Annotated in this window: 20 protein-coding genes and 1 tRNA gene; 12 read left to right on the forward strand and 9 right to left on the reverse strand. The window is 53.5% G+C overall.

The window, feature by feature from the left end; all coding sequences use genetic code 11:
• The first annotated feature begins 10 nt into the window (after nucleotides 1–10).
• Both CXIVA_RS09745 and CXIVA_RS09750 read left to right on the forward strand, forming a co-directional pair.
• Nucleotides 11–1,507 carry a radical SAM protein gene (locus CXIVA_RS09745; protein ID WP_013977860.1) on the forward strand — a complete coding sequence of 499 codons (1,497 nt, stop codon included), beginning with the start codon at nucleotides 11–13 and terminating at the stop codon, nucleotides 1,505–1,507.
• Between the two features lie 126 nt (nucleotides 1,508–1,633).
• Nucleotides 1,634–2,287 carry a phosphatase PAP2 family protein gene (locus CXIVA_RS09750; RefSeq protein ID WP_013977861.1) on the forward strand — a complete coding sequence of 218 codons (654 nt, stop codon included), beginning with the start codon at nucleotides 1,634–1,636 and terminating at the stop codon, nucleotides 2,285–2,287.
• Between the two features lie 174 nt (nucleotides 2,288–2,461).
• Here CXIVA_RS09750 and CXIVA_RS09755 read toward each other — a convergent pair.
• Nucleotides 2,462–2,533, reverse strand: a tRNA-Glu gene (locus CXIVA_RS09755).
• Between the two features lie 222 nt (nucleotides 2,534–2,755).
• On the opposite strand from CXIVA_RS09755, the gene CXIVA_RS09760 reads away from it, so the two are divergent.
• Nucleotides 2,756–3,271 (forward strand): flavodoxin family protein, encoded by a 516-nt coding sequence (locus tag CXIVA_RS09760; protein ID WP_013977862.1) that lies wholly within the window; start codon nucleotides 2,756–2,758, stop codon nucleotides 3,269–3,271.
• A gap of 182 nt (nucleotides 3,272–3,453) precedes the next feature.
• On the opposite strand, the gene CXIVA_RS09765 is transcribed toward CXIVA_RS09760, so the two are convergent.
• From CXIVA_RS09765 to CXIVA_RS09775, 3 genes are all read right to left on the reverse strand, one after another.
• Complete coding sequence (locus CXIVA_RS09765) at nucleotides 3,454–5,595, reverse strand: Gldg family protein (protein WP_013977863.1); 2,142 nt, start codon at nucleotides 5,593–5,595, stop codon at nucleotides 3,454–3,456.
• Complete coding sequence (locus tag CXIVA_RS09770) at nucleotides 5,595–6,740, reverse strand: ABC transporter ATP-binding protein (protein ID WP_013977864.1); 1,146 nt, start codon at nucleotides 6,738–6,740, stop codon at nucleotides 5,595–5,597. Before CXIVA_RS09770 ends, CXIVA_RS09765 begins: the two co-directional genes overlap by 1 nt.
• Before the next feature lie 95 nt (nucleotides 6,741–6,835).
• Complete coding sequence (locus CXIVA_RS09775; protein ID WP_013977865.1) at nucleotides 6,836–8,191, reverse strand: NAD(P)-dependent oxidoreductase; 1,356 nt, start codon at nucleotides 8,189–8,191, stop codon at nucleotides 6,836–6,838.
• Nucleotides 8,192–8,505: 314 nt separating this feature from the next.
• On the opposite strand from CXIVA_RS09775, the gene CXIVA_RS09780 reads away from it, so the two are divergent.
• On the forward strand, nucleotides 8,506–9,090 hold the full coding sequence (locus tag CXIVA_RS09780; RefSeq protein ID WP_013977866.1) for an isochorismatase family cysteine hydrolase: 585 nt from the start codon (nucleotides 8,506–8,508) through the stop codon (nucleotides 9,088–9,090).
• Nucleotides 9,091–9,108: 18 nt separating this feature from the next.
• Here CXIVA_RS09780 and CXIVA_RS09785 read toward each other — a convergent pair whose 3' ends face one another.
• The 3 genes from CXIVA_RS09785 to idi form a co-directional block, all read right to left on the reverse strand.
• Nucleotides 9,109–10,698 (reverse strand): AarF/UbiB family protein, encoded by a 1,590-nt coding sequence (locus tag CXIVA_RS09785; protein ID WP_013977867.1) that lies wholly within the window; start codon nucleotides 10,696–10,698, stop codon nucleotides 9,109–9,111.
• An 8-nt stretch (nucleotides 10,699–10,706) separates the two neighbouring features.
• A complete protein-coding gene (locus CXIVA_RS09790; protein WP_013977868.1) occupies nucleotides 10,707–11,036 on the reverse strand; it encodes a hypothetical protein in 330 nt (109 codons plus the stop codon).
• A 175-nt stretch (nucleotides 11,037–11,211) separates the two neighbouring features.
• Nucleotides 11,212–11,742, reverse strand: coding sequence for an isopentenyl-diphosphate Delta-isomerase (gene idi, locus CXIVA_RS09795; RefSeq protein WP_013977869.1), 531 nt, complete (start codon nucleotides 11,740–11,742; stop codon nucleotides 11,212–11,214).
• A 161-nt stretch (nucleotides 11,743–11,903) separates the two neighbouring features.
• On the opposite strand from idi, the gene CXIVA_RS09800 reads away from it, so the two are divergent.
• On the forward strand, nucleotides 11,904–12,815 hold the full coding sequence (locus tag CXIVA_RS09800; protein ID WP_013977870.1) for a LysR family transcriptional regulator: 912 nt from the start codon (nucleotides 11,904–11,906) through the stop codon (nucleotides 12,813–12,815).
• A 5-nt stretch (nucleotides 12,816–12,820) separates the two neighbouring features.
• On the opposite strand, the gene CXIVA_RS09805 is transcribed toward CXIVA_RS09800, so the two are convergent.
• Nucleotides 12,821–14,065, reverse strand: a complete 1,245-nt coding sequence (locus tag CXIVA_RS09805) for a uroporphyrinogen decarboxylase family protein (RefSeq protein WP_013977871.1) — start codon at nucleotides 14,063–14,065, stop codon at nucleotides 12,821–12,823.
• 274 nt (nucleotides 14,066–14,339) lie between these two features.
• On the opposite strand from CXIVA_RS09805, the gene asrA reads away from it, so the two are divergent.
• The 5 genes from asrA to CXIVA_RS09830 all read left to right on the forward strand — a co-directional run bounded on the left by asrA (nucleotide 14,340) and on the right by CXIVA_RS09830 (nucleotide 19,621).
• Nucleotides 14,340–15,365 (forward strand): anaerobic sulfite reductase subunit AsrA, encoded by a 1,026-nt coding sequence (gene asrA / locus CXIVA_RS09810; RefSeq protein WP_013977872.1) that lies wholly within the window; start codon nucleotides 14,340–14,342, stop codon nucleotides 15,363–15,365.
• Nucleotides 15,366–15,369: 4 nt separating this feature from the next.
• Nucleotides 15,370–16,170 carry an anaerobic sulfite reductase subunit AsrB gene (asrB, locus tag CXIVA_RS09815; RefSeq protein ID WP_013977873.1) on the forward strand — a complete coding sequence of 267 codons (801 nt, stop codon included), beginning with the start codon at nucleotides 15,370–15,372 and terminating at the stop codon, nucleotides 16,168–16,170.
• 15 nt (nucleotides 16,171–16,185) lie between these two features.
• On the forward strand, nucleotides 16,186–17,175 hold the full coding sequence (asrC, locus tag CXIVA_RS09820; protein WP_013977874.1) for a sulfite reductase subunit C: 990 nt from the start codon (nucleotides 16,186–16,188) through the stop codon (nucleotides 17,173–17,175).
• 193 nt (nucleotides 17,176–17,368) lie between these two features.
• Entirely contained in the window at nucleotides 17,369–18,457 is a 1,089-nt protein-coding gene (locus CXIVA_RS09825) for a 5-bromo-4-chloroindolyl phosphate hydrolysis family protein (protein WP_013977875.1), read from the forward strand.
• A gap of 12 nt (nucleotides 18,458–18,469) precedes the next feature.
• The gene (locus CXIVA_RS09830; RefSeq protein ID WP_013977876.1) at nucleotides 18,470–19,621 is read left to right on the forward strand and encodes a toxic anion resistance protein; all 1,152 of its coding nucleotides are present in this window, start codon (nucleotides 18,470–18,472) and stop codon (nucleotides 19,619–19,621) included.
• A 5-nt stretch (nucleotides 19,622–19,626) separates the two neighbouring features.
• Here CXIVA_RS09830 and CXIVA_RS09835 read toward each other — a convergent pair whose 3' ends face one another.
• Nucleotides 19,627–20,577 carry an L-lactate dehydrogenase gene (locus tag CXIVA_RS09835; RefSeq protein WP_013977877.1) on the reverse strand — a complete coding sequence of 317 codons (951 nt, stop codon included), beginning with the start codon at nucleotides 20,575–20,577 and terminating at the stop codon, nucleotides 19,627–19,629.
• Nucleotides 20,578–20,714: 137 nt separating this feature from the next.
• On the opposite strand from CXIVA_RS09835, the gene CXIVA_RS09840 reads away from it, so the two are divergent.
• Nucleotides 20,715–21,914 (forward strand): hypothetical protein, encoded by a 1,200-nt coding sequence (locus CXIVA_RS09840; protein ID WP_013977878.1) that lies wholly within the window; start codon nucleotides 20,715–20,717, stop codon nucleotides 21,912–21,914.
• Between the two features lies 1 nt (nucleotide 21,915).
• Nucleotides 21,916–23,157 carry a GTPase HflX gene (gene hflX / locus CXIVA_RS09845; protein ID WP_041727840.1) on the forward strand — a complete coding sequence of 414 codons (1,242 nt, stop codon included), beginning with the start codon at nucleotides 21,916–21,918 and terminating at the stop codon, nucleotides 23,155–23,157.
• Nucleotides 23,158–23,192 lie beyond the last annotated feature (35 nt).

A 23,192-nucleotide genomic window follows, 5' to 3' on the forward strand; every position in this document is an offset into this window, starting at 1 on the left:
GGTGTATCACATGGCAAACCAATGGAAATATATGGCACAGAGCGCGGAGCGCAGGACGGTGAGCATTTTGGTGCGGCAGCTGCTGAAGCGTTTGAATAAAACAGAGGATACAGCCAGCCGTTCTGAACAGTATGTAAAAATCCTGAATCTGGCGGAACGCTATGTAGGAAATGAAAAGAACAAAGAATCCTTCGACCGGGTCCGGGAGATTGCCCGGGATCCGGAAAACCGCTGGGTGCGCTTCATCAACCGTATTATTGATGAAACGGATGAAAATTACGCCCATAAGATGATTATGACCCTGGGGTACAACGCCTTCCTTCAGGGAACCAGGATGATCCGCAGAAACCGTGAGATCTACCACTGCAATATTCCGTGGCTGATTCTCTTTGATCCGACCGACGCCTGCAATATGCACTGTCAGGGCTGCTGGTCCGGCACTTACGGACGCAAGAACAACCTGTCCTATGAAGATATGGACAGAATCATTACCCAGGGGAAGGAGCTGGGGGTCTATCTGTATATGCTTACCGGCGGGGAGCCGCTGGTCAGAAAGAAAGATATTCTTCGTCTGGCAGAGAAGCACAACGACGTGGAATTCGGCATTTTTGACAATTCCACACTGATTGATGATGCATTCTGCCGGGAACTGCTGCGTCTGGGCAATATTACCATGATTCTCTCGATTGAGGGAACACCGGAGACCAATGACGCGCGCCGGGGTGAGGGACATTACGCCCAGGCGATGAAAGCTATGGATCTGCTGAAGTCTTACGGCATTGTATTCGGCACCTCCATCTGCTATACCAGAAATAATATCGAAGCGGTGACCGATGACAGCTTTCTGCAGATGATTTCGGAAAAGGGCGCCAGATTCGGGTTCTATTTCCACTATATGCCGGTGGGAAACAATGCTGTGCCGGAACTGATGCCGACGGCGGAACAGAGGGCGGCAATCATTGACAAGCTGCGCTGGGTGCGCACGGGAGACTGTCCCATTGAATTTTTCCCGATGGATTTCCAAAACGACGGGGAATTTGTAGGCGGATGCATTGCCGGCGGAAGAAACTACTTCCATATCAATGCCAGCGGCGACGCGGAGCCCTGTGTGTTTATCCATTATTCGGATTCCAATATTCATGACAAGAGCATTCTTGAGATTCTGCAGTCCCCGCTGTTTCGGAAGTATCATGAAGGACAGCCGTTTAACCGCAATCATCTGCGTCCCTGCCCGATGCTGGAGAATCCGCAGCTGCTGCGGGAGATTGTGGCAGAAACCGGCGCCCACAGCACCAATGCGGAATCGGAAGAGTCCGCGGAGCATCTCTGCGCAAAATGCGATGCATATGCCGCGGAATGGAAGCCGGTGGCGGAACGGATCTGGGCAGAAGAAACCCATAAGCCCAAGGGATACGAGAATTATACGGAAGAAAAAAGAAATCATCCGGAACTGGCGGCCTTTGAACATGCGTCGGATCCGGCAGCCAATGATCTAAAGAATTCTTAAAGTTAGCCGGAAATTGCCTTTGCCTGCGTTTTTTGTGGTATGATCTGACTCATGGCGTTTTCTGTATACAGAACAGACAGCAGAACGGAAGGGTTTTGCGGAAACAGTAAGAATGGAGCAGAAGTTATGAGTCAGAAGAAACGTGCATATCAGTTGTTTTTGCTTTTCGCGGTGCTGGCAGTGGTGATTACCGCGCTGGTCTGCCTGGTGGATGTGCGGCCGGTGGGACCGCTGGGGACAAAGGTGGGCCTGTCACACCTCAACAAGGCGGTACATCAGGCCATCGGATTTCATACCGGGCTTTATAAACTCACCGAGGTGCTGGGAATTCTCGCGATTCTGACGGCCCTGTCCTTTGTCGTGATCGGTATCCTGGAGTGGATGGCCCGCAAAAGCTTTCATCGAATCGATCCGGCCATCCGCAGAATCTGTGTGATATATATTCTGGTTGTGATTTTATACGGACTCTTTGAGGTGGTTGTGGTTAACTACCGTCCGGTTATCATGCCCGGCAGTGTGCAGCCGGAGGCCTCTTTCCCGTCCTCCCATTCCATGCTGGCGACAGCTGTCATGGGAACTGCGGTGATCGGCTGGCAGAAGATACTGAAAAAAAGCAGGATGCGTCTGATTCTGCAGACAGCGGCGCTGGTGATTCTGGCGCTGACAGTGGTCGGCCGGCTGATTTCCGGCGTGCACTGGTTCAGTGATATTGTGGCGGGACTGCTGTATGGACTGACACTTGTGAGCCTGTACCGTGCCTGGATGACAGAAGAAGAGTAATCGAAAAAATAACAGAAAAACTCCCCCTGGCTTTGGAAAGGGAAGCGGTTGCGTTCCTTCCGGCAGGGGGAGTTTTTCTGTGTAAATCCTTTCGGTAAGCGGAAGCAGACCGTTCGGTTCCAATAAAAAAGAGGCTGCCGTACGAATCCCTTCGTACAGCAGCCCCATGAAGAGTAGTTCATAGGGGAATCGAACCCCTGTTTCCGCCGTGAGAGGGCGGCGTCTTAACCGCTTGACCAATGAACCACGTGAAATAGATATTACCATGTGCGGGCAAAGAATGCAAGTGGTTTTACAAAAAATATTGGGAAACAGCAGAAAAAATGTATGCGGCGGAAAAAATGCATTACATCACATAGGAAAAAGGTGTACAATAACAGACAGCCGCAGGACGCAGAGAAAGACCCTGCGGCGAGAAGGAACAGAGACAGCGTTCTTTATTCAGAAAACGCGAAAGGAGCATGTGATATGAACATATTAATGTTAACCGGCAGTCCCCGCAAAACCGGCAATTCGGCAGCCATGGCGAAAGCATTTCAGACAGGCGCGGAGCGCGCGGGACACAAGGTAACTGTCTGTCCGGTAGGCACGATGAATATCCACGGATGTCTTGCCTGCGAATACTGTCATACCAAAGGCGAGGGCACCTGTATCCAGAAAGATGATATGCAGGAGATTTATCCGCTGCTGGAAACCGCGGATCTTATCGTCTTTGTATCTGCTGTACACTATTTTGGCTTTACCGGTCAGCTGCAGTCGGCAATTTCCAGATTTTACGCGCCCCACAAACCGGCAGCAAAGAAATATGCCATGCTGTTAAGCTCCGGCTCTCCGGATGTCTATGGAGGCCTGGAGCAGCAGTATCATAATATGCTGGCGTTTTTCGGCGCTGAGGATCTCGGAATCCGGGAACTGCATGGCGAGGAAAATAAGACAGAAGCAGCCCTGGCAGAGATTGAAGCCTTCGGCGCTTCTGTCAAATAAGCAGCGAAGGAAAATCCCCGCTGTGAGAAAGCAGTGCAAACGGTTTACACAGCTGTGCGTTCAAATGAAAATAGCGGGAATCGCTGAACAGACGATGGCCGGTGTCCTCTCCTTTTTGGGAGAAGGCACCGGCCATCCCTGTGTTCAGCGATATGCTCGGAGACAGGGGAGAAAAATCGTTTTTACACCCGGCGTCTCCGGTTAAACCAGATCACAATGCCGACGAGTAAGAGCGCAATCGGAAGCGCCAGTACCAGGATCACCAGGGAAGCATTGGATAAGGCGTTATTTACCGTGAGATTGGATACCGTATAGTTCCTGGCTTTGATGGATACGGAAGCGGAATCAGTATCTGCATAGGTGGCGGTGATGTCAGAGAGAAGTTCGGTGTTGTTGCCGGCTACAGTCTGATCAATGCTGTCATCCAGCATCAGGGAAGAGGCAAGCACGGTCAGTTCGCCGCCGGTGGAAGAGCTGGATACCGATGCGCCGATGTCATAGGTGCCGGTACGGTCGCCCTTTTCTTTCGCCAGATCTTCCTCTGACTTAGGGGTGCTCAGATCCTTTTTCTGATAGGCTTTTCTGCTGGTCTGCAGAATGCTTTGATAAGTCAGCTTGCTGCCTTTTTTCACAGCGCTTGTAATACCCTGGGCATAGGGTGTGAACAGATAGCCGTCAATAGAGGATCCCAGACTGTCGCTGACTAAGTTCGGCAGCAGATAACAGGAATACTGATAATATCTGCTGGAGGATCCTTCGATAATCATGCCGTTCCAGATTTTCATGCCGTAAGAGGACAGAATGGAATCAAAATTGCTCATGTCTGACGCCTGCTGATAGCTGGTGGTGATCAGAACCTTTCCGCCGGCGTTCAGATAGGCTTTCACTTTGGCCGCGTCTTCTTTGGAAAAATCTTTCGTCGGTCCGTTGATGATTACAGCAGAAGCGGAAGCGGGGATTTTCTTCACTTTCAGAAGGGTCAGGCTCTTGACGGTATAATTCTGTTTGCTCAGCACAGCGGAAGCATTCGTACCCAGCGAAGTTTCACCGTGGCCGCTGATGGTATAGATCACAGCGGAACGATCGGAAATCACATAGTTGATGGCGCTGGTGATCTGACCTTCCCCGTCATAGGCGGAAATGCCGGAGCTGCCGGAAGAGCTGTAGCTGGAATAACTGGAGTAATCGTATTCGTACAGATTGCTGTAATCAATGACCTGGGATTTTTTCCCGCTGACTACGATCAGACTGCCGGCTGTCGGCTGGGAATCGGTATAGGTTTTGTAGAAGTTCGGGCTGGCAGTGGTATCCACGTATTTTACCTTGATATGACGGGAGGAGCCCTGGTAATTTTTCAGCGTTTTGCGGATGACTTCATCTTCACTGGATTTTTTGTTCAGCACATAGATGGTGACATCCTGATCCAGGGATTTCAGGATTTTTCTGGTATCGGAGGAAATGGTATACAGTTTGTTGTAGGTTACGTCGATACTTTTCATCCCGGCTGGCAGCTGGGAAGCGCCGGCGTTTATGCCGATGACAATTGCAATGCCCAGTGCCACAAAAGCAGAGCTGAAGGCGCCGGCCTTGATGCGGCGGCCCTTTTTCCCCGGTTTCTGCCAGCGGTGCCTCAGGTTCATCTGGAACGTCAGGAAAAGGAAAAGACCGGATACCGTCAGATAGTAAAGGATGCCGGTAATGCTTATGGTGCCGGACATGAAATCGCTTAAATAGGTGGTGATGGATACCGCTCCGGTAATGGTCTCCAGAACGGCGCTGCTGCTGGAAAACAGACTGGAAATATTGGACATCATGTAGCTGGCAAACAGCAGGGCAAAGGAGCCGATGGCCGCAATGACCAGATTTTCGGTCAGGGAAGAGATAAAAAGACCGATGGAAAGAGCCAGTACCCCATAGAGCCAGATGCCCAGAATGGCAGTGTAAGATTCACCCATTGGCACAGTTCCGAGTGCGGACAGGAAGATCGGACAGAGACAGATGGCGCCGCATCCGATACTGAAGATGAATACCATGGCCAGATATTTTCCCAGGATAATCTTCTGGATAGGAACCGGCGAGGTGAAAAGCAGCTGATCGGTTTTTAATTTGCGGTCTTCTGCCATGCTGCGCATCGTCAGCACCGGGACGATAATGAGCAGGATGAATTCCAGGCTCTGAATGGAATAGGACAGATAAGCGTATCCGTAGCTTAAATTATAGGCATAAAAATAAAGGTTAAATACAAAGAAAAAAACAGCCAGAAAAACCCAGCCCAGAACTGACTGGAAATAAGACCGTACCTCGCGTTTCCATACTGCGCCCATTAGTTTTCCTCCTTTTTGGCTTTGGCATGATGATCGGCAGCGTCAGTGCCCGGATCGGGTTTGGACCGGCTGGCGGAAGCTTCCGTGTCTGTTTTGGAGGCAGCGGTTTTAGCGCTGCGGCGGGCTGAGGCACGGGCGCGCCTTGCCTGCCTCCGGTCTGCCCGGGTAGGGCGGCCGAAAATCAGGGAATCCGCGGACTGGGACAGCTCCTGATCCTCCTGCTGTGTCAGGCGGATAAATACATCCTCCAGGGAATTGGTGTCTTCCTGCATGCCGAGTACAAGCAGATCATGGTTCACGCAGAACAGGGAAACCTCTTTGCGCAGGTCGGTATCCGGTTCGGCCAGGATGCGGATCAGATACTGGCCGTTATTCGGATCCTGGGAAATGGTACAGGATTCCATATGGGGCAGATCATTCAGGGCACGGACATTCTCTTCCGATCCCTGAACGGTGACAGAGAGTTCCTGCCGGCCGCGCAGACTGCGTTCCAGATGTTCCGGCGTATCTTCTGCCACCAGCCTGCCGTGGGAAATGATGAATACTTCGTCGCAGATTTCGCTGATTTCGGACAGAATATGGGAACTGATAATAATGGTATGCCGGTTTTTCAGAGAACGGATCAGGGCACGGATTTCTCGGATCTGCTGCGGATCCAGGCCTACGGTGGGCTCATCCAGAATCAGCACGTCCGGATATCCTAAAATGGCCTGGGCCAGGCCGACCCGCTGCCGGTATCCTTTGGACAGATTGCGGATCAGAGAATTCTGCACCTCGAAAAGGCCGGTGCGCACCATGATTTCTTTCACGGCTTCGCTGCGGAAATTCTTCTTAATTCCCTTCAGTTCGGCGGAGAAGGACAGATATTCTCTGACGCGCATTTCAATATAAAGAGGAGGGAGTTCGGGAAGATAGCCAATCTGCTGTTTGACTTTCGAGGGATTTTTCCGGATGCTGCAGCCGTTGACGATCACGTCTCCGCTGTCAGCACCCAGATATCCAGTGATGATATTCATAGTGGTGGATTTGCCGGCGCCGTTGGGACCGAGAAATCCGTAGATTTTTCCGGACGCAAGTGTCATCGTCAGATCATGGATGGCAGTCCTGCGTCCGTATTTTTTCTCAAGATGCTGTAGTTCAATCAAAACTGATCCTCCTTTTTGTGTGTTTTCGGAGTCCAGTATAAGAAAGAATTGTGTTGGAAAAGGGGTAAAAAAGTGATTTTTCTGTGATTTTCCTGTTAATTTGCCCCGTTTTGTCCGGCTGCCTGGTCAGCTGCCTTGCGTGCCTTCCATTCTGCCAGATGGTCTTCCCGCCATTTCGCGTCTGCTTCCGCCTGGGCTCTGCGGGCGGCCTCGATCTCTTCTTCCGTCCGGGGCGGCAGTCCACGCATGTAGCGGTCCATGTCCACCGCAATCATCTTGGAGTAGTAAGCGGCATGGACGACGGTGTTGGCGCCGGTCACGACATCACCGGAGGCAAATACACCGGGCATGGTGGTTTCACCCAGATGGTTGACCTTCAGGTTTCCGTCCCGGTTCAGCTTCAGCTTGTGGTCCCGGTTTACCAGCCGGTCCTGGGGCTCCTGGGAAGCGGAGATGATGATCGTGTCCGTCGGGATGAGACGGGCGGTATTTTCCAGCAGATGCACCTGTCCGTCCGCGGTGATTTCCGTATCACAGATGACAGGACCCTGATCCTCAATGCGCAGGGGCGCTTTCTGATATTCGAATTTTACGCCGTCTAACAGCGCGTAATCCAGCTCGGACTGGGAGGCCCGCACCTTGTCCCGGCGGACATAGACGGTAACATTGCGGGAACCGTGGCGGATCGCGGTACGCGCCACATCCATGGCGGCATTTCCGGCGCCGATCACAGCCACATTGTCCCCCAGATCGTAGGAGTCCGGATTGTTCAGGTAGTTGATGGCGTACTGCACATTGCCGAAGGATTCTCCTGGGATGCGCAGACGGCGGGGACGCCAGGCGCCTGTGCCGACAAAGACAGATTTGTATCCGTCATCCAGAAGGTCCTGGATGCTTAAATAGGTGCCCATGGCAAAGTTCGGGCGGAAATAGATGCCCAGCTCCTTTAACTTTTCATAATAGCGGTCCAGGATGGAATTGGGCAGGCGGAATTCCGGAATGCCGTAGCGCAGGATGCCGCCCAGCTTATCTTTTTCATCAAAAATAGTAATGGTATAGCCCAGAAGCGCAAGGTAGATGGCAATGGTGATGCCTGCGGGCCCCGCGCCGATGACAGCCACTTTCATTCCGTTGTCCGGCGCCCTGTCCTGGAGCAGGCGCTCAAAACAGGTGTCGGAAATATAGTGCTCGATGGCGGAAATGTGCACGGCATCGCCTTTAATGCCGCGGACACAGTGCCCTTCGCATTGTTTTTCATGGTCGCAGACCAGAGAACATACCAAAGACAGGGGATTGTTGGCAATCAGCATCTGTGCCGCATCCATCATCCGGTTATCCAGCAGCAGCTGGATCATTTTCGGAATATTCGTGTTGATCGGGCAGCCTTTTCTGCACAGCGGATTTTTACAGTTTAAGCATCTTTTGGCTTCGGAAATAATTAATTCAGCCATGACAAATCCTCCTTCATTATTGTTTTATCCGCGGCAGCAGCAGTACAGATCCCGCATGCCGGCCGCAGGTTTTTCTTTCGGTATCTAAAAGATACCACATAGATCTTACATTGTATACATAAAAAGCGTTGTATACACACAACTTTCAGTTGCATAAAAATGTATTTTTGACAATACAAGGACAGAATTTAGAAGGAAAACGGATCCCTTGCGTCCGGATCCCCCTTCCGTTATGATTAAGAAAAAGGCCGGACAGATTACAGAGGATCAAAACTTTCCTGTGAGAAGCCGGATACATACAGGGAGGAAGGAAAATGAAGCAGTTTCGAGCAGATTCCGCAGTGGTTGTCATAGATATGCAGAATGGATTCCTGGAGCGGGAATCCTCCCTGTGCATACAGGGAGCAAAGGAGACGGTGCCGGCTTGCAGCCGGGTGATTCGGCAGGCGCACAGAGAACAGGTGCCGGTGTTTTTTGTGAACCGAAGATACCGGGCGGACGGCAGTGATGTGGAACTGGTGCGAAAAGAACGGTGGGAACAGGGCGGACGCCCGTTGAGTGAACTGGCCTGCGGCCCCCTGTCCGCGGAAAATCCCCCGGAACTGGGAGGCGGTCCGCAGGATTATATGCTGGTAAAGCCCCGGTTTTCCGCTTTTTTCCATACGGAGCTGGATCTTTTGCTGCGCAGAAAGCAGATCAGGACAGTTTATCTGCTGGGAACTACGACGCCGAACTGTATTCGCACGACGTGTTATGACGGGCTCTCACTGGATTATGAAGTGGTAATTGTCGCGGACTGCTGTTCCTCCAATACAGAGGAAATCCAGCAGGCAAACCTGAGAGACATGGAGAATATCGGCGCGGAGATTGTGCAGTCCGGAGATTTGTCCGAAGAATAAAAAAGGCGCCGGCGTCAGTTATTTGCGCCAGCGCAGGATGGAAACGATCAGGATGCACAGCATGACAATGCCCAGGAGAAATCCGATGACGGAAGGCCAGGGCAGACCGAGGATCCGGGGAGATATGCCGCTCAGCGCAAGAATGGCGCCGCACAGAAAAAAGGTAAACAGCATCACCGCGTAGATCAGACGGCGCATATTGCCGCGGTTGGCCCGCAAGGTGTCCGGTGAAGTGTTTTCGATAATGTTCAGAGTCAGTTTGCCGCTTTTGGCAAGTCCCAGAACATCGGAAGTGTCTGCCGGAATATCCATGCTTTTCATGATGGATTTGTACAGCCCGTAGGAGTGTTTCTCCAGGCTTTTCCTTAAGTCGAAATTGTTCCAGGCTTCGGTGCGCAGATGGGTGGAAAAGATTTCCATCAGGCTGACGTCCGGATCAATTTTGCTGACGGTCCCTTCCATGGTGATGACGCTGCGGCTGACAATGGTCAGATCCGGCGGAATCACGATCTCGTTTTCGGTAATCAGGTCCAGAAATTTGTGCAGAAGAATTCCCACGTCAAAATGACCGAAATCCGCGGAGCGGTATTCCTGGACGATGGCGTTCATCTGGGTGATCAGACGGGCCTGGTTAATGGGCTTTTTCGGTTCGCCGATCATGAGGAAGGCGTTTTCCAGGGCGTAGATATCGTTTTCCCAGATGGCGCGGATGGCTGAAATCAGAATAGAGCGCAGATGGCTGCTGATCTCGCCGGTCATGCCCCAGTCAATCCAGGCGATCTGGCCGCCGGTGACGATCAGGTTGCCGGGGTGGGGGTCCGCATGGAAAAACCCGTCATCCAGCACCTGTTTGCAGTAATTTTCCGCGGTTTTCCGGGCGATTTCGTGCAGGTCGTAGCCGGCTTCTTCCAGCTGGCGAACCTGGTCAATCTGATAGCCGTGAATATGGGACATGGTCAGCAGGTGCTCGGTGGTGTATTTTCGATAGACTTTCGGGCAGGTCACATAAACCAGACCGTCGATGTTTTTCCGGTAACGGTCGATCGCGGCGGCTTCGTTCAGAAAATCCAGCTCCTGCTGGGAAGTCTTCCAGAGTTCGTTCAGGATCTCTTTCAGGTCCAGCATTTCACTGAGCCCCATGATCTTGCGGATCAGGAAGATATTATTGCTGATGAGACGGATGTCTTCATACATGGTCTGCAGGATGCCGGGACGCTGCACCTTTAATACCACATGCCTGCCGTCGGTTAAAATGGCGGAATGTACCTGAGCGACAGAAGCGGAACCGAGGGGAACCGGATTGATGTAGGAAAAGACCCGGTCTGCCGGCTGCTTTAATTCAGACTCGATGGCAGGAAGAATTACGTCAAAACTCAGAGGAATGACGTCGGTACGCAGTTTTTCCAGTTCTTTGCAGTATTCCAGCGGAATCATGTCCGGCCGCATGGACATGATCTGACCGAATTTGACGAAGGCAGGTCCCAGGTCTTCGAGAATTTCCCGCAGTTTGACCGGAGTCATGCCCCGCGCCACATGATGTCTGGCCAGAATGCCCATGATTTCGGCGAAACGCCGGGCCGGATGATTTTCAAGTCGTTCGTTGCTCATGAAATTAATTATTCGGCGGAATCTGTATCCGCGTCACATTCCGTATCCGTGGGGTCAGCGTCAGCGTCTTCTGCTTCCGCAGCATCGGCTTCGTCCAGTTTTGCCCGGAGGGCGTCACGTTCTTCCTTGCTGAGCGCGGCGATTTTCTCCGCAAAACGGTCGGCTTTTTTTGCGCTGGCTTTGTGCTTTAATTCCTGATTCAGGGCTTTGCCCTCTTCTACGGTGATTTCGCCTTTTGTCACTAAGGCATCAATGCATTCTTTTGATTTCTCGGTTGTAACGGCGGCTGCGCCGATCCCTGCTAAAAGGAGTGTTTTGATCGGGTCACTGAATTTCATAGGAACCTCCTGTTCAAATGATGGCCGTAGCCACGTGAATGTGATTGCGCTTTCGCTGCTTTCATTTTAACAAAGTTTGGAACAGATTTCCATCCAAAAGCCGGCGGAACTGCTGTTTGTTTCTCCTGCAGGATCACTTTGAACAGGCTTTCTGCAGGATGGAAAGCGTGATCTGTCAGCTCAGCGCCCGCAGAACCATCGGCGCGGCGGTGAGAAACCAGCTGGCGTAGGAAGCGGGGGAAAGCCGCAGCTCCTCTGCCAGTGCGCTGGCAGAAACCTTCTGTATGGCCATGGCTTCTTCCGGATTCGGCTGCACGGGCCCGCGGTAGGTTCCGAGCAGCACGTGGTCATATTCGTATTCATAGAGCTGCTCATGAAATTTGTGGAGATAGACAAAGGATGTGAGTTCCCGCAGCCCGTGGCAGCCGGTAATTCCCAGCTCTTCTTCCAGACGGCGTTCCGCGGCGGCCAGGATGGTTTCGCCGGGGCGCGGATGGGAGCAGCAGGTATTGCACCAGAGACCGCCGGAGTGGTATTTGGTCAGTGCCCGCTGCTGAAGGATCAATGCCGGCTCCGGGCCGCTGTCATCGTACAGAAATACGGAAAAGGCCCGATGCAGCAGGGGGGCACGGTGCGCTTCGGATTTGCCCGCAGTCCCGATGGCACGGTCGCAGGCGTCTACTAAGATCAGGGTATCATTCATCATATAAGCAACCTCGTGTATTTTTTGCTTATTGTACCCTGCGGGAAAAAAAGTTGCAATGGATTGTGCCGCGGAAGCCGGCATAGTAAAATAAAAGACAGCAGTATATCAGAAAGAAAAAGCCGGAGCAGAGCACCGGAGACGAAAACAGGGAGGAGCGGAGCATGACGTCACAGCAGCTGGAAATTTTTATCAGCGCGGCCCGCAATCTGAATTTTACGCGGACAGCGGAGGAGTGCCATACGACCCAGCCCACCATCAGCCGGCAGATCGGCCTGCTGGAAGAAGAATGGGGGTTTCCGCTGTTCATCCGCACGAACCGTGAGGTCCGTCTGACGCCGGAAGGGACTGTGATGTGGAAGCGGGTGCAGGATGCCATGCATCTGATTGACGACGGCATCTGTCAGGTGATGGAACATGGGGCGGAAATCAGCGGCACGCTTAAGATCGGTTATCTGGAGGCCATGGACTCGGATTTCTTCGTGATGCCCACTGCTGTATTCTTCAGCAAAAACTATCCGAATATTGAGATTTCGCTGGAAAGCCGATCCTTTGCGGAGCTGCGGGACAAGCTGGAAAACGGGAGTCTGGATCTGATTTTCACCCTGAGTTTTGAACTGGCGAATTTTGCGGACGCGGCATATGGGGAATACTATCCGGTGTCGGCGGGACTGACGGTTTCCCGCAGTCATCCGCTGGCGGAACTGGATCACATCGACCCGGAGCGGTTCTCGCGGGAAGTCTTTTACCTCCCGTATCCGGAAGACTCCCCCCATCGCACGGAGACACTGAAAAAAATTCTGCGCCGGATGGGGATCGACTGTCAGCGGATCCGTTATGCCGGCAACCAGGAATCCATGCTTCTGCAGGTGCGTACCGGCAGGGGCGTAGGATTCCTGGATACCAGCGTCCGGTCCATCCTGAATACGGATTTTTACCGCTTTTTTGAAGTGCCGAAGGAGATCGCACCCTTATCTGTGGCGTATGTGTGGAAACGGGAAAACTATAACCCGGCGCTGGCCCTTTATATCAGCACGCTGACAGACAATGAGTTTATTGATGTATACAATAACTGAGGCAGTCAGTACGCGCCGTATTTCCTGGTGGCTTCTGCCCAGGCAGCCACATTCTCCCGGGAGCAGGCATCCAGGGACATGGAGTTGGACATGATGTAGCCGCCGCCCGGGGCGCAGATGTCCAGAAGCCGCCGGGTTTCTTCCACGACCCGTTCCGGCGTGCCGTGCATCAGGGTTTCGGTGCTCATGTTTCCCGCGATGCAGGCGGTATCTCCCAGGACACGTTTCGCTTCTTTCATGTCCTGTTTTTCAAAGAAATAAACCACTTTGCCTTTCGGAACCTGCTTCAGCGTTTCCAGGCGTGAATAATAATTGCCCTCGCACATCAGCATAGGCGTAATGCTGTTTTCTATGCAGGCGTCGATCAGGCGGCGCAGCGGCGGCCAGTAGTACTGCTCGTAATCCTCCGGCGACATGAATTCATCCATGCCTGCGTGCAGCGGAACAAAGAGGTATTCCGCGTGCTGCATCTTTGCGGTATCAATGGCGGCCGGGATGGTGACGTCGGCGTATCGGCTGACGGCCTCTGCCAGCTTTGCCGGATCTTCCGCCAGGTCCATGACAGTGTTGACCAGACCGCGGATGCAGTCCGCGAAATCATCAAAGGGATTTAACGCAACCGCGTGGCCGAAGAGGGGGTAGCCTTCCGATACCGCGTGGAGGCACAGCTCTGTCATACCCTGCAGGTACTCCAGGGTGGACTGCCCGGCGTCCAGAAAGGCCTGCAGTGCCTCCTGTACCGGAGGAATGCCCAGGGCGCCGAAGCCCATGACGGTGGTGGAACACAGACTGTACAGATTCAGACCGGACAAACCGGCGAGGGCCGGATATTTTTTTGGAAGAACCTGTGTCATCAGATAGGAGGAAGGGTCCCGGAGAAACGCATCATAATCCTCTTCTTCCAGAAAGCAGCCGTCTGCCATCTGATAGGGGGCATTATCACCGAGGTCCGGTGTTTTGCCCGGCCAGGAAAAATAGGCGGCGTTTAAGCGGCGCAGGGTTTTCTCCGGGAAAAAGGTCGGGGCGAACAGCACATCCGGATCCATCTCACGGCACAGCGTATCCATGGCGGGGATCACGCTGCGCGCATCTTTCATGGCGTCTTTGATGGTGACGCCGTATTCCAGACAGTACATATTTCCGATGGTGGGGATAAAAGGCACCCGGTCCGGCGTGCCGAGGGCGACAGCGGTCTGCGTCCGCTGGCTGCGGACGGCGATGGGCGGCAGTGTATTCGATGACAGTTCCATAACAGATCCTCCTCTTTTTTCTTCAATTGATCTGTTATCAGGATAGCAGAGAGATGCCCATGCAGTAAAATTGTGTATTTCTATGGAATCATACGGGATCTGTATGGCAGGAAAACACCAGGATCAGACAGCGGGAAATCCGGGAGTCGCATGTACAGCAAAAAAAACAAGGTACAACCATTAGTTGTTGCGCGCGCAACGTGATACAGACAGCGGAATGGATTATAATAATAAAGCAATAGAAAACGTGCGTGAAAAAAGAAAGGAGACTGTCTTGGGATACGTATTAAACCGTGAAGAAACAGCCCGGCTGTTTCAGCTGCTGGGCGGACGGTACCGTCTGTACGCGCCGGTCAGAAAAGAAGGGGAAGGCAGATTTACAGCCACAGATGTGATCCGTTATGAGGATGTGGCACAGGCGGATGAAATTGAGTGGGATGTCCGGTCGGATTATTCCTTTAAGGAAATTCTGACGCCTCTTTCCGAGACGCTGTTTTATTTTACGGAAAATGAGGTGAAAGAAGCGGATACGGATGCGCGGGAAGTGCTGGTATTTCTGAGAAACTGTGATTTGTGCGGACTGCAGCGCTTAGATCAGATTTATCTGGGCAACGGAGAGCAGAAGGACTGGTTTTACAGGCGTCTGCGGGACAAGGTGAAATTTGTGCTGATGGGCTGTGCCGAAAGCTGCGCCGACGGCTTCTGTGTGGATATGAAGAGCAACCGGGCCGCGGACGGGTATGTGATGACCATGGATGCCGCCGGAACGGAGTTCCGGGTAACCGCAGAAGACGACAGCATCCGGGAACTGCTGGAAGAAGCCGGGGCGCGTCCGGCTGACGTGACGCCGGCAAGGGTCACAGAGAACCGGGTGCATGTAACTGTTCCGGAACAGGTGCCCAACAGCATCTATCAGTCCCCGATGTGGGAGGAATATTCTGTCCGCTGTATTAACTGCGGACGCTGCAACTTTGTCTGTCCGACCTGCACCTGCTTTACCATGCAGGATATCTTTTATACTGACAATGGAAAGGTGGGAGAACGCCGCAGAGTCAGCGCTTCCTGTATGGTGGACGGATACACCAATGTGGCCGGCGGCGGACAGTACCGGAGAAGCAACGGAGAGCGCATGCGCTTCAAGGTGCTGCATAAAGTCTATGATTTCCGCAGAAGGTTTGGCTATGATATGTGCGTGGGGTGCGGACGCTGCGATACCGTCTGTCCGGAGTATATCTCCTATTCCGCCTGCATTAACAAATTGAATCAGGCAGTCAGAGCAGAAGCAGGGAAGGAGGAGTGATCGTATGGCAGTAAGCAAAGAGAATGTGTATGTACCGTTTCCGTCGCGGATTCTGAAAGTGATTCCCCATACCGCGAAGGAATATACGTTTCGGATGGAGTTTCACGGTGCGGTGAAACCGGGTCAGTTTTTTGAGGTATCTGTTCCGAAATACGGGGAAGCCCCCATTTCTGTCAGTGGAATCGGCGACGGATTTGTGGACCTGACGATCCGGAAAGTAGGCCGGGTGACCGATGAAGTATTCGAACAGTATGAAGGACAGTCCCTGCTGCTGCGCGGCCCCTTTGGCAACGGCTTTGACACGGAGCGGTATGCGGAAGGAGAAGTGGTGGTTGTGGCCGGCGGCACCGGCGTTTCCCCGGTGCGCGGCGTGATCCAGGCGCTGGCGGAAAGCAGCGAGCCGAAAGACAAGCATGTGATCGTAGGCTTTAAAAGCCCGGATGATATGCTGTTTCGCAGTGATCTGAAGGACTGGGAGGAAAAACTTGACCTGTGGCTGACGGTGGACGGCGCTCCGAAAGGCTATGAGGGACGGATCGGTCTGGTGACGAAGTACATTCCGGATCTTCCGCTGCGGGATCCTTCCAGCGCCCAGGCAGTAGTGGTGGGACCGCCGCCGATGATGCGGTTTACCGTACAGGGACTGCTGGGAATCGGCTTTCAGGAAGAGAATATCTGGGTGTCCCAGGAACGGAAGATGTGCTGCGGCCTGGGCAAGTGCGGCCACTGCCGCATCGGTGAGAAGTATGTCTGTCTGGACGGACCGGTGTTCCGGTACACGGAAAGCAAGGAAATGCTGGATTAACGGAAGGAGCGTATCATGAGTCTTGATATCAATATGAAACAGCTGAAAAGAAATGCCTTTCGTCTCTCCAAAGTACGGGGAGAAACTGCTTCCCGTGTGCGGATTCCCGGCGGGCTGATCAGCGCGAAGAGCCTTGCGCGGATTACAGAGATTGCGGAAGAATACGGCAACGGTTCGGTGTTTGTCACGAACCGTCAGGGCGTGGAAATTCCGGGGATTCCCATGGAGTGCGTGGACGAGGTCAATCAGAAGCTGCAGGCAATCATAGAGGACACAAAAGTCAATCAGGAAGAGCGGGATAAGGGCTATCCGGCATCCGGCACCAGAAATATCGTGGCCTGTCCGGGCGCGCGTCTGTGTCCCTTCGGATGCTATGATACCACTGCTTTTGCGCAGAAGATGGATCAGGCCATATTTCCCAACCATCTGCATATGAAAGTGGCCTTTACCGGCTGTTCCAATGACTGTGCCAAAGTGCGGATGGATGACTTCGGTATTATCGGCATGACAGAGCCCCAGTATAACAGAGACCGCTGTGTCAGCTGTGAGCAGTGTGTCAAATACTGCAAAATCCGTTCGGTAGGCGCGCTGAAAATGGTAAACGGCAAAGTGGTCCGGGATGAGAATCTGTGCATCGGCTGCGGCGTGTGCGTGAATTACTGTCCTACCCGTGCCTGGACCAGAAGCAGGGAGAAGTATTTCCGTCTGGTGTTGCTGGGCAGAACCGGCAAGAAGAATCCGCGTCTGGCGGAGGACTTTATCAAATGGGCGGATGAGGACAGCATCCTGAAAATCGTGAAAAATGCCTATGCCTACGTAGAGGAATACATCGATCCGGAAGCGCTGGAAGGCAAGGAACATGTAGGGTATATTGTGGACCGCACCGGATTCGAAGAGTTTGTCTCCTGGATTATGAAAGATGTGGAACTGCCGGAAAAGGCGGAAGTGGCCAGCCGGATCTACTGGGGCGGCAAACGTTACGACCGCAGCAACAATCTGAAATAAAATTAAATAAAGCATTCGAAAAACACCGGATCCATGCCGGTTCTGCCAGTTCCTGGCAGGATCGGCATGGATCTTTTGCGTGTTTTTCCGATAGAGAAGACAGGAAGGAGCAGAAAGAAATACCAGTTGCCCGCCGGTTTATGGTATACTGAAAAAAATGTGGAAGCAGTTGAACAGAGTAAAGGATAGCAGGATGAATGATGATTACAGAACGTATGGAGAGAAAATAGCCTCCATGATTAATGCGTCCATTGCCAGCGGGGATTTCCGCGGTATGTCCCGGAAAGTGTCGGAACTGGCCCAGGACGCGGTGAACCGGGCAGGAGAAGAAATCCGCAGCCGTTTTCACAGGGAGCTTCCCGCTGCCTTCCATCGGTCTGTCGTAAATAAGGCGGCAGCTGTCGCGGGGACGGTGCTTTCGGCGGTGTTTGGCACAGCGTCTTTTGTGGTATTCCTGGTAATGCTGGCCCTGGCAGTCCACAGCGGCTGGCCGGTTTTTCTCGTATTTACGGTTCTGTTCGGGGCATTGACCGGCGGCCTGGCCTATGGGACCTTCCGGTTCCGTGAAAAATGGAATGCCTGGAACAACTGCAGGCCCTACGCGAATCTGGTGGGAGACCGTGGCAGTGTGGGACTGGAGGAACTGTCCAGAGGCAGAAATCTGCCCCTGGCAAAAGTCAGGAGGGAAATCCGCGGGATGCTTCGCTGCGGGATGATTCCCCAGGGACACCTGGAGGAAACCGTTTCGATGCTGTTTCTGACGGATCAGGCTTATGAGGAGTTTTCCCGCATGTCTTACGCCCGGCAGAAGCAGGCGGAAGAACAGAAAGAAATGGAAGAACAGCTGACAGAGGATGCCCGGCAGGTGCTGGCAGAAGGCAGCCGGCAGCTGACAGAAATCCGGGATCTCGCGAACCGGATGCAGGATCCCCGGATGAAGCAGGAGACCAATGATCTGGGGCAGCAGGTGGAACAGATTCTGGCACAGGCGCGCCGGAACCCGGCATCGATTTCCCGGCTGCGCCGGTTGATCGGTTATTATCTGCCGACTACGGTGAAAATGCTTCATGTATACGCGGATATCGAAGCCCGGGGGCTGGATACAGACAATGCGGAAGAGACAAAACGGGAAATCCGTGAAACCATGGGCACCATTCGTCAGGCATTTGACGCGCTGCTGCAGGATATGGTGCGGGATATGAGCTGGGACATTCAGTCGGATCTGTCCGCCATGAAGACCATGATGGAACAGGACGGCCTGACCGGGGAAACGCACAGATAGGAGGACAGAAAAATGTCAGAAGATTTTAAGGATTTCAGTATCACACCGGAACTGCGTTTTGATGAGGCAGCGGATGACGTGCCCCGTACCCGTCCGGAACAGGAGCAGAAACAGAAACAGGACATGCTGGACAGCAGTGTGCTGAGTCCGGAAGAACTGGCCCAGGCCGAGCAGTTTGCCGGTCAGATTGACCTTCACAATACCCGGGCGATTATGCAGCTCGGATCGGGAACCCAGAAAAAAATGGCGGATTTTTCCGAAAAAACCCTGGCAAATATCCGAACGAAGGATCTGGGGGAAACAGGACAGCTGATTACGGACCTGATGACCGAACTGAAGAATTTTGACGCCGGAGAGGAGAAGAAGGGCTTTCATCCCTTCCGGAAAAACGCGGCCCGCCTCAGCAGTCTGCGGGCGAAATACAATAAAGTTGAGACCAATGTAAACGCGATTGTGGATGTGCTGGAGCATCATCAGGTCACACTGCTTAAGGACATGGATCTGCTGGATCGCATGTACGATCTGAACCTGGCCTATTTTAAGGAATTATCCATGTATATCCTGGCAGGGAAAAAAGCGCTGGCCCGGACCAGGGACGGAGAGCTGAAGCAGCTGCAGCAGAAGGCGGAAGCCAGCGGACGGCAGGAAGATGCCCAGGCAGCCAGGGACTGCGCGGCGATGTGCGACCGCCTGGAAAAGAAGATTTATGATCTGGAGCTGACCCGTACGATTTCCATTCAGACCGCGCCGCAGCTGCGGCTGGTGCAGAATTCAGACTCGGTGATGGCGGAGAAGATCCAGTCAACCATTGTCAATACCATCCCTCTGTGGAAGAATCAGATGGTAATTGCCGTGGGCATCGAACATTCCGCCCAGGCGGCCCGCGCGCAGCGGGAAGTCACGGATATGACCAATGACCTGCTGAAGAAAAACGCGAAAGCGCTGCAGTCCGCGGCAGTGGACAGCGCCAAGGAATCGGAGCGGGGCATTGTAGACCTGGAGACTTTGCAGGAAACCAACCAGACACTGATCTCCACGCTGGACAGCGTGCTGCAGATCCAGAAGGAGGGGCGGGAAAAACGCCGCAGCGCAGAGATCGAACTGCAGCATCTGGAGGATGATCTGAAAAAGAAGCTGCTGGAACTGTCAGAAGAATCCCGGTAAACCGCTTAGTTCACCGCTTCCCGGATGACACCGGACAGGACCTCTGCAGATGCGGTAAGCTGTGCCTGTTCGGCTTCGCTCAGACGGATCGGCACATGGCCTTCGATTCCGTCTTTTCCCACAATGGCAGGCATGCTGAGCGCCACATCTCTCAGGCCGTATTCGCCATGCATCATTGCGGAGATCGGAAGAATGGACTTTTCATCCCGGACAATGGCCTCGCAGATTCTGCGGACTGCCATGGCAATGCCGTAATAGGTGGCGTGCTTCTTTTCGATGATTTCATAGGCGCTGTTTTTCACCGATTCTGCCAGCTGCTCCATGGCTTTCGTATGTTCGTGATGCCCGCGCATGGAGCAGAAGTCATCCAGCGGGATTCCGGAGACATTGGTGCTGCTCCAGGCAGCGATCTCGCTGTCGCCGTGCTCTCCAATGATGTAGGTGTGGACACTGCGGCTGTCGACGGACAGGTGTTCGCTGAGCAGGTATTTCAGACGGGCAGTATCGAGGACAGTACCGGAACCGATGACGCGCTGTTCCGGGAGACCGCTGTATTTTACGGCTGTGTAGGTCAGGATGTCCACCGGATTGGCGACGATCAGCAGGATGCCGGGGTAATTTCTTTTTTTGAATTCCGGCATAATATTCCGAAAGATCCCCACATTTTTCTTTACCAGATCCAGCCGGGTTTCACCGGGCTTCTGGCTGGCGCCCGCAGTTACGATGACGACTGCGGCATCCATGATATCGTCATAGGTTCCGGCGCTGATCTGCATCGGTTTCGTGAAGGGAATGCCGTGACTGATATCCAGCGCCTCTCCTTCCGCCTTGTCCGGATTCGCGTCAATCAGGACCATTTCGGAAAAAAGTCCGCTCTGCATCAGGGCAAATGCGGAAGCGGATCCGACGAAACCGCATCCTACGATAGCTGCTTTTCTTGAATTTATATTTTTCATTGTGCTGCCTCCTTTCAGATCTGACAGTTGTTTTTTTCTTTACAGCTGTAGTATAGCAGGCAGTTTTTGCAATGAATGTGGTTATAACCACGTTTCACCGAAGTATTAAAAAAGAAACAGGGAGACAGAGAAAAACGATGATGTGTGAACCAACCGTGAAATTATATGATACAGATCCCTACGGGGTGGAATTTTCCGCTGAAGTTAAGCGGATTACGGAGAAAAAAGACCGGATGTATGAGCTGATCCTGGATCAGACGCTGTTTTTCCCGGAAGAGGGCGGACAGACAGCAGATGGGGGCACCATTGCCGGATGGCCGGTGCTGGATGTGCAGATCGAGGGGGATGTGATCCGCCATATCATCCGGATCGAAGATCCGGCGCAGGTACCCGTGCCGGGAGATTCCGTAGATGGAAGGATTGCGTGGGAGGAGCGGTTTTCCAACATGCAGAACCACACCGGCGAGCACATCATCAGCGGCCTGATTCACCGGCAGTACGGCTATGAGAATATCGGATTTCATCTGAGTCAGAACACGGTGACGCTGGATATCAGCGGGTTTCTGGACCAGGAGCAGCTGGATGCCATTGAGCGGAAGGCCAATCAGGTAATCTGGAAAAATGTGCCGGTACATGGGCGGTATCCGTCTTCCGGAGAACTGGCGGCAATGGAGTATCGCAGCAAAAAGGAAATCGACGGACCGGTGCGCATCGTAACCATTGAAGGGGTGGACCGGTGTGCCTGCTGCGCGCCCCACGTAAGCCGCACGGGAGAAATCGGGGTCATCCGGATTCTCTCAGCCATGAAAATGTCCGACGGAATGCGTCTGACGATTCTCTGCGGGCAGCGCGCCTTCGCGGACCTGCAGCGCAAGACCCGGGTGCTGGAAGAAATCTCCCGTCTGACTTCCAGAAAGCAGGAGGAGGCGGCAGATGGTGTCCGGCAGCTTCTGGAAGAAAAGGCTGCCCAGCAGCAGAGGATTTACCGGCTGCAGACGGAACGGATGGAAGACAGCCTCCGGACCGTGCCGGAGCAGCAAAAGGACGTGTTTTTGTTCCTGCGGGATCTGGACAGCCAGATCCAGAGAGAAGGGGTGAACCGTCTGATGGAGGGGCACGGGGGATACTGCGGAATCTTCGTGGAAACCGACACAGACAGCTGGCGGTACATTATCGGGAGCAGCAGGGAAGACGCGCGGGTCTGCAGCCAGATCCTGAAAGAGCAGCTGGAGGGCAAAGGAGGCGGAAAACCTGCGATGGTACAGGGCTCTGTGACCGGAGATCCGGACCGGATCCGGGACGCACTGCTCCATTTGGAGGACAGCAGGTGTGAGTGAGATGATACAGATCAGACAGGAACAGGAGTCATTCGTGCTGGTGGCAGCGGCGCTGGAAGAGGAACAGGCGGCGTGGGATTCTCTGGAGGAACTTCAGGAACTGGCGGAAACCTCCGGCGCGGCGGTAGTCGGACAGGTTCTGCAGAATCGTTCCGCTTTTGATCCGGCCACTTATGTCGGATCCGGAAAAATCGAGGAAATCCACTCCCTGCTTCTGCAAACGGGAGCCACCGGCATTCTCTGTGATGACGAACTTTCACCGGCACAGATCGCGAATCTGAATGATCTTCTGCATACAAAAGTGATCGACCGCACGCTGGTGATTCTGGATATCTTCGCCCGGCGGGCATCTTCCGCAGAGGGAAAAGCCCAGGTGGAGCTGGCTCAGCAGCGCTATAACCTGACCCACCTGGCCGGACTGGGACGTTCCCTGTCCCGGCTGGGCGGGGGAATCGGCACCCGGGGACCGGGAGAGAAGAAGCTGGAGATGGACCGCCGCCGAATCCGCAGCAGGATCTCCCAGCTGAAAAGAGAAATCCGGGAAATCCAGCAGCACCGGCAGGTGACCAGAGAGAACCGGCAGCGCTCCAGCATCCGGCAGGCAGCGGTGGTGGGATATACCAATGCGGGCAAATCCACGCTTTTAAACTGCCTGACCGGCGCGGGCGTGCTGGAAGAGGACAGGCTTTTTGCCACACTGGATCCCACCACCCGTCTGCTTCAGTTAGAAGGCGGACAGGAGATCCTTCTGACCGATACCGTAGGGTTTATCTCCAAACTGCCCCATCACCTGATCGAGGCGTTTCGCTCCACCCTGGAGGAAGCGAAATACGCGGATTACATCATTCATGTGGTGGATGCCTCCAGTCCGCAGATGGAAGAGCACATCCGGGTGGTTTATGAGACCCTGGAGCAGCTGGGGATCGGCCGCCACAGAATCATTACCCTGCTGAACAAAATGGATCTGGTGGAGGGTCCCCTGTATTACCGGGATCCCCACGCGGTAAAGACGATTCGGACTTCCCTGCGAAAGGGGGAGGGCACAGAACTTGTGAAACAGGCCCTGACGGAACTGCTGCTGGAAGAGTCGGTCTATCTGGAGCATTGCTTTCCCTATGCATCGGCCGGTAGCATTCAGCTGATTCGGAAATACGGAAACCTGCTTGCGGAAGAGTATACCCCGGAAGGCATACGGGTCCGGGCATACGTACCCCGGGAAATCTACCGGAAAGTGAAGCCCTGACGGAGACTCCTTCGAAAACAGCCGATAATCTGCGG

The organism is Clostridium sp. SY8519, assembly GCF_000270305.1.
Classification (GTDB): Bacteria; Bacillota; Clostridia; order Lachnospirales; family Lachnospiraceae; genus SY8519.

Coding starts and splice junctions, on each gene's coding strand:
- CXIVA_RS09830 (WP_013977876.1), top strand. CDS start 18,470: ATGTCAGAAGATTTTAAGGATTTCAGTATCACACCGGAACTGCGTTTT.
- CXIVA_RS09790 (WP_013977868.1), bottom strand. CDS start 11,036: ATGAAATTCAGTGACCCGATCAAAACACTCCTTTTAGCAGGGATCGGC.
- CXIVA_RS09775 (WP_013977865.1), bottom strand. CDS start 8,191: ATGGCTGAATTAATTATTTCCGAAGCCAAAAGATGCTTAAACTGTAAA.
- CXIVA_RS09760 (WP_013977862.1), top strand. CDS start 2,756: ATGAACATATTAATGTTAACCGGCAGTCCCCGCAAAACCGGCAATTCG.
- CXIVA_RS09765 (WP_013977863.1), bottom strand. CDS start 5,595: ATGGGCGCAGTATGGAAACGCGAGGTACGGTCTTATTTCCAGTCAGTT.
- CXIVA_RS09800 (WP_013977870.1), top strand. CDS start 11,904: ATGACGTCACAGCAGCTGGAAATTTTTATCAGCGCGGCCCGCAATCTG.
- idi (WP_013977869.1), bottom strand. CDS start 11,742: ATGATGAATGATACCCTGATCTTAGTAGACGCCTGCGACCGTGCCATC.
- asrC (WP_013977874.1), top strand. CDS start 16,186: ATGAGTCTTGATATCAATATGAAACAGCTGAAAAGAAATGCCTTTCGT.
- CXIVA_RS09780 (WP_013977866.1), top strand. CDS start 8,506: ATGAAGCAGTTTCGAGCAGATTCCGCAGTGGTTGTCATAGATATGCAG.
- CXIVA_RS09750 (WP_013977861.1), top strand. CDS start 1,634: ATGAGTCAGAAGAAACGTGCATATCAGTTGTTTTTGCTTTTCGCGGTG.
- hflX (WP_041727840.1), top strand. CDS start 21,916: ATGATACAGATCAGACAGGAACAGGAGTCATTCGTGCTGGTGGCAGCG.
- CXIVA_RS09835 (WP_013977877.1), bottom strand. CDS start 20,577: ATGAAAAATATAAATTCAAGAAAAGCAGCTATCGTAGGATGCGGTTTC.
- CXIVA_RS09785 (WP_013977867.1), bottom strand. CDS start 10,698: ATGAGCAACGAACGACTTGAAAATCATCCGGCCCGGCGTTTCGCCGAA.
- CXIVA_RS09745 (WP_013977860.1), top strand. CDS start 11: ATGGCAAACCAATGGAAATATATGGCACAGAGCGCGGAGCGCAGGACG.
- CXIVA_RS09840 (WP_013977878.1), top strand. CDS start 20,715: ATGATGTGTGAACCAACCGTGAAATTATATGATACAGATCCCTACGGG.
- CXIVA_RS09805 (WP_013977871.1), bottom strand. CDS start 14,065: ATGGAACTGTCATCGAATACACTGCCGCCCATCGCCGTCCGCAGCCAG.
- asrB (WP_013977873.1), top strand. CDS start 15,370: ATGGCAGTAAGCAAAGAGAATGTGTATGTACCGTTTCCGTCGCGGATT.
- CXIVA_RS09825 (WP_013977875.1), top strand. CDS start 17,369: ATGAATGATGATTACAGAACGTATGGAGAGAAAATAGCCTCCATGATT.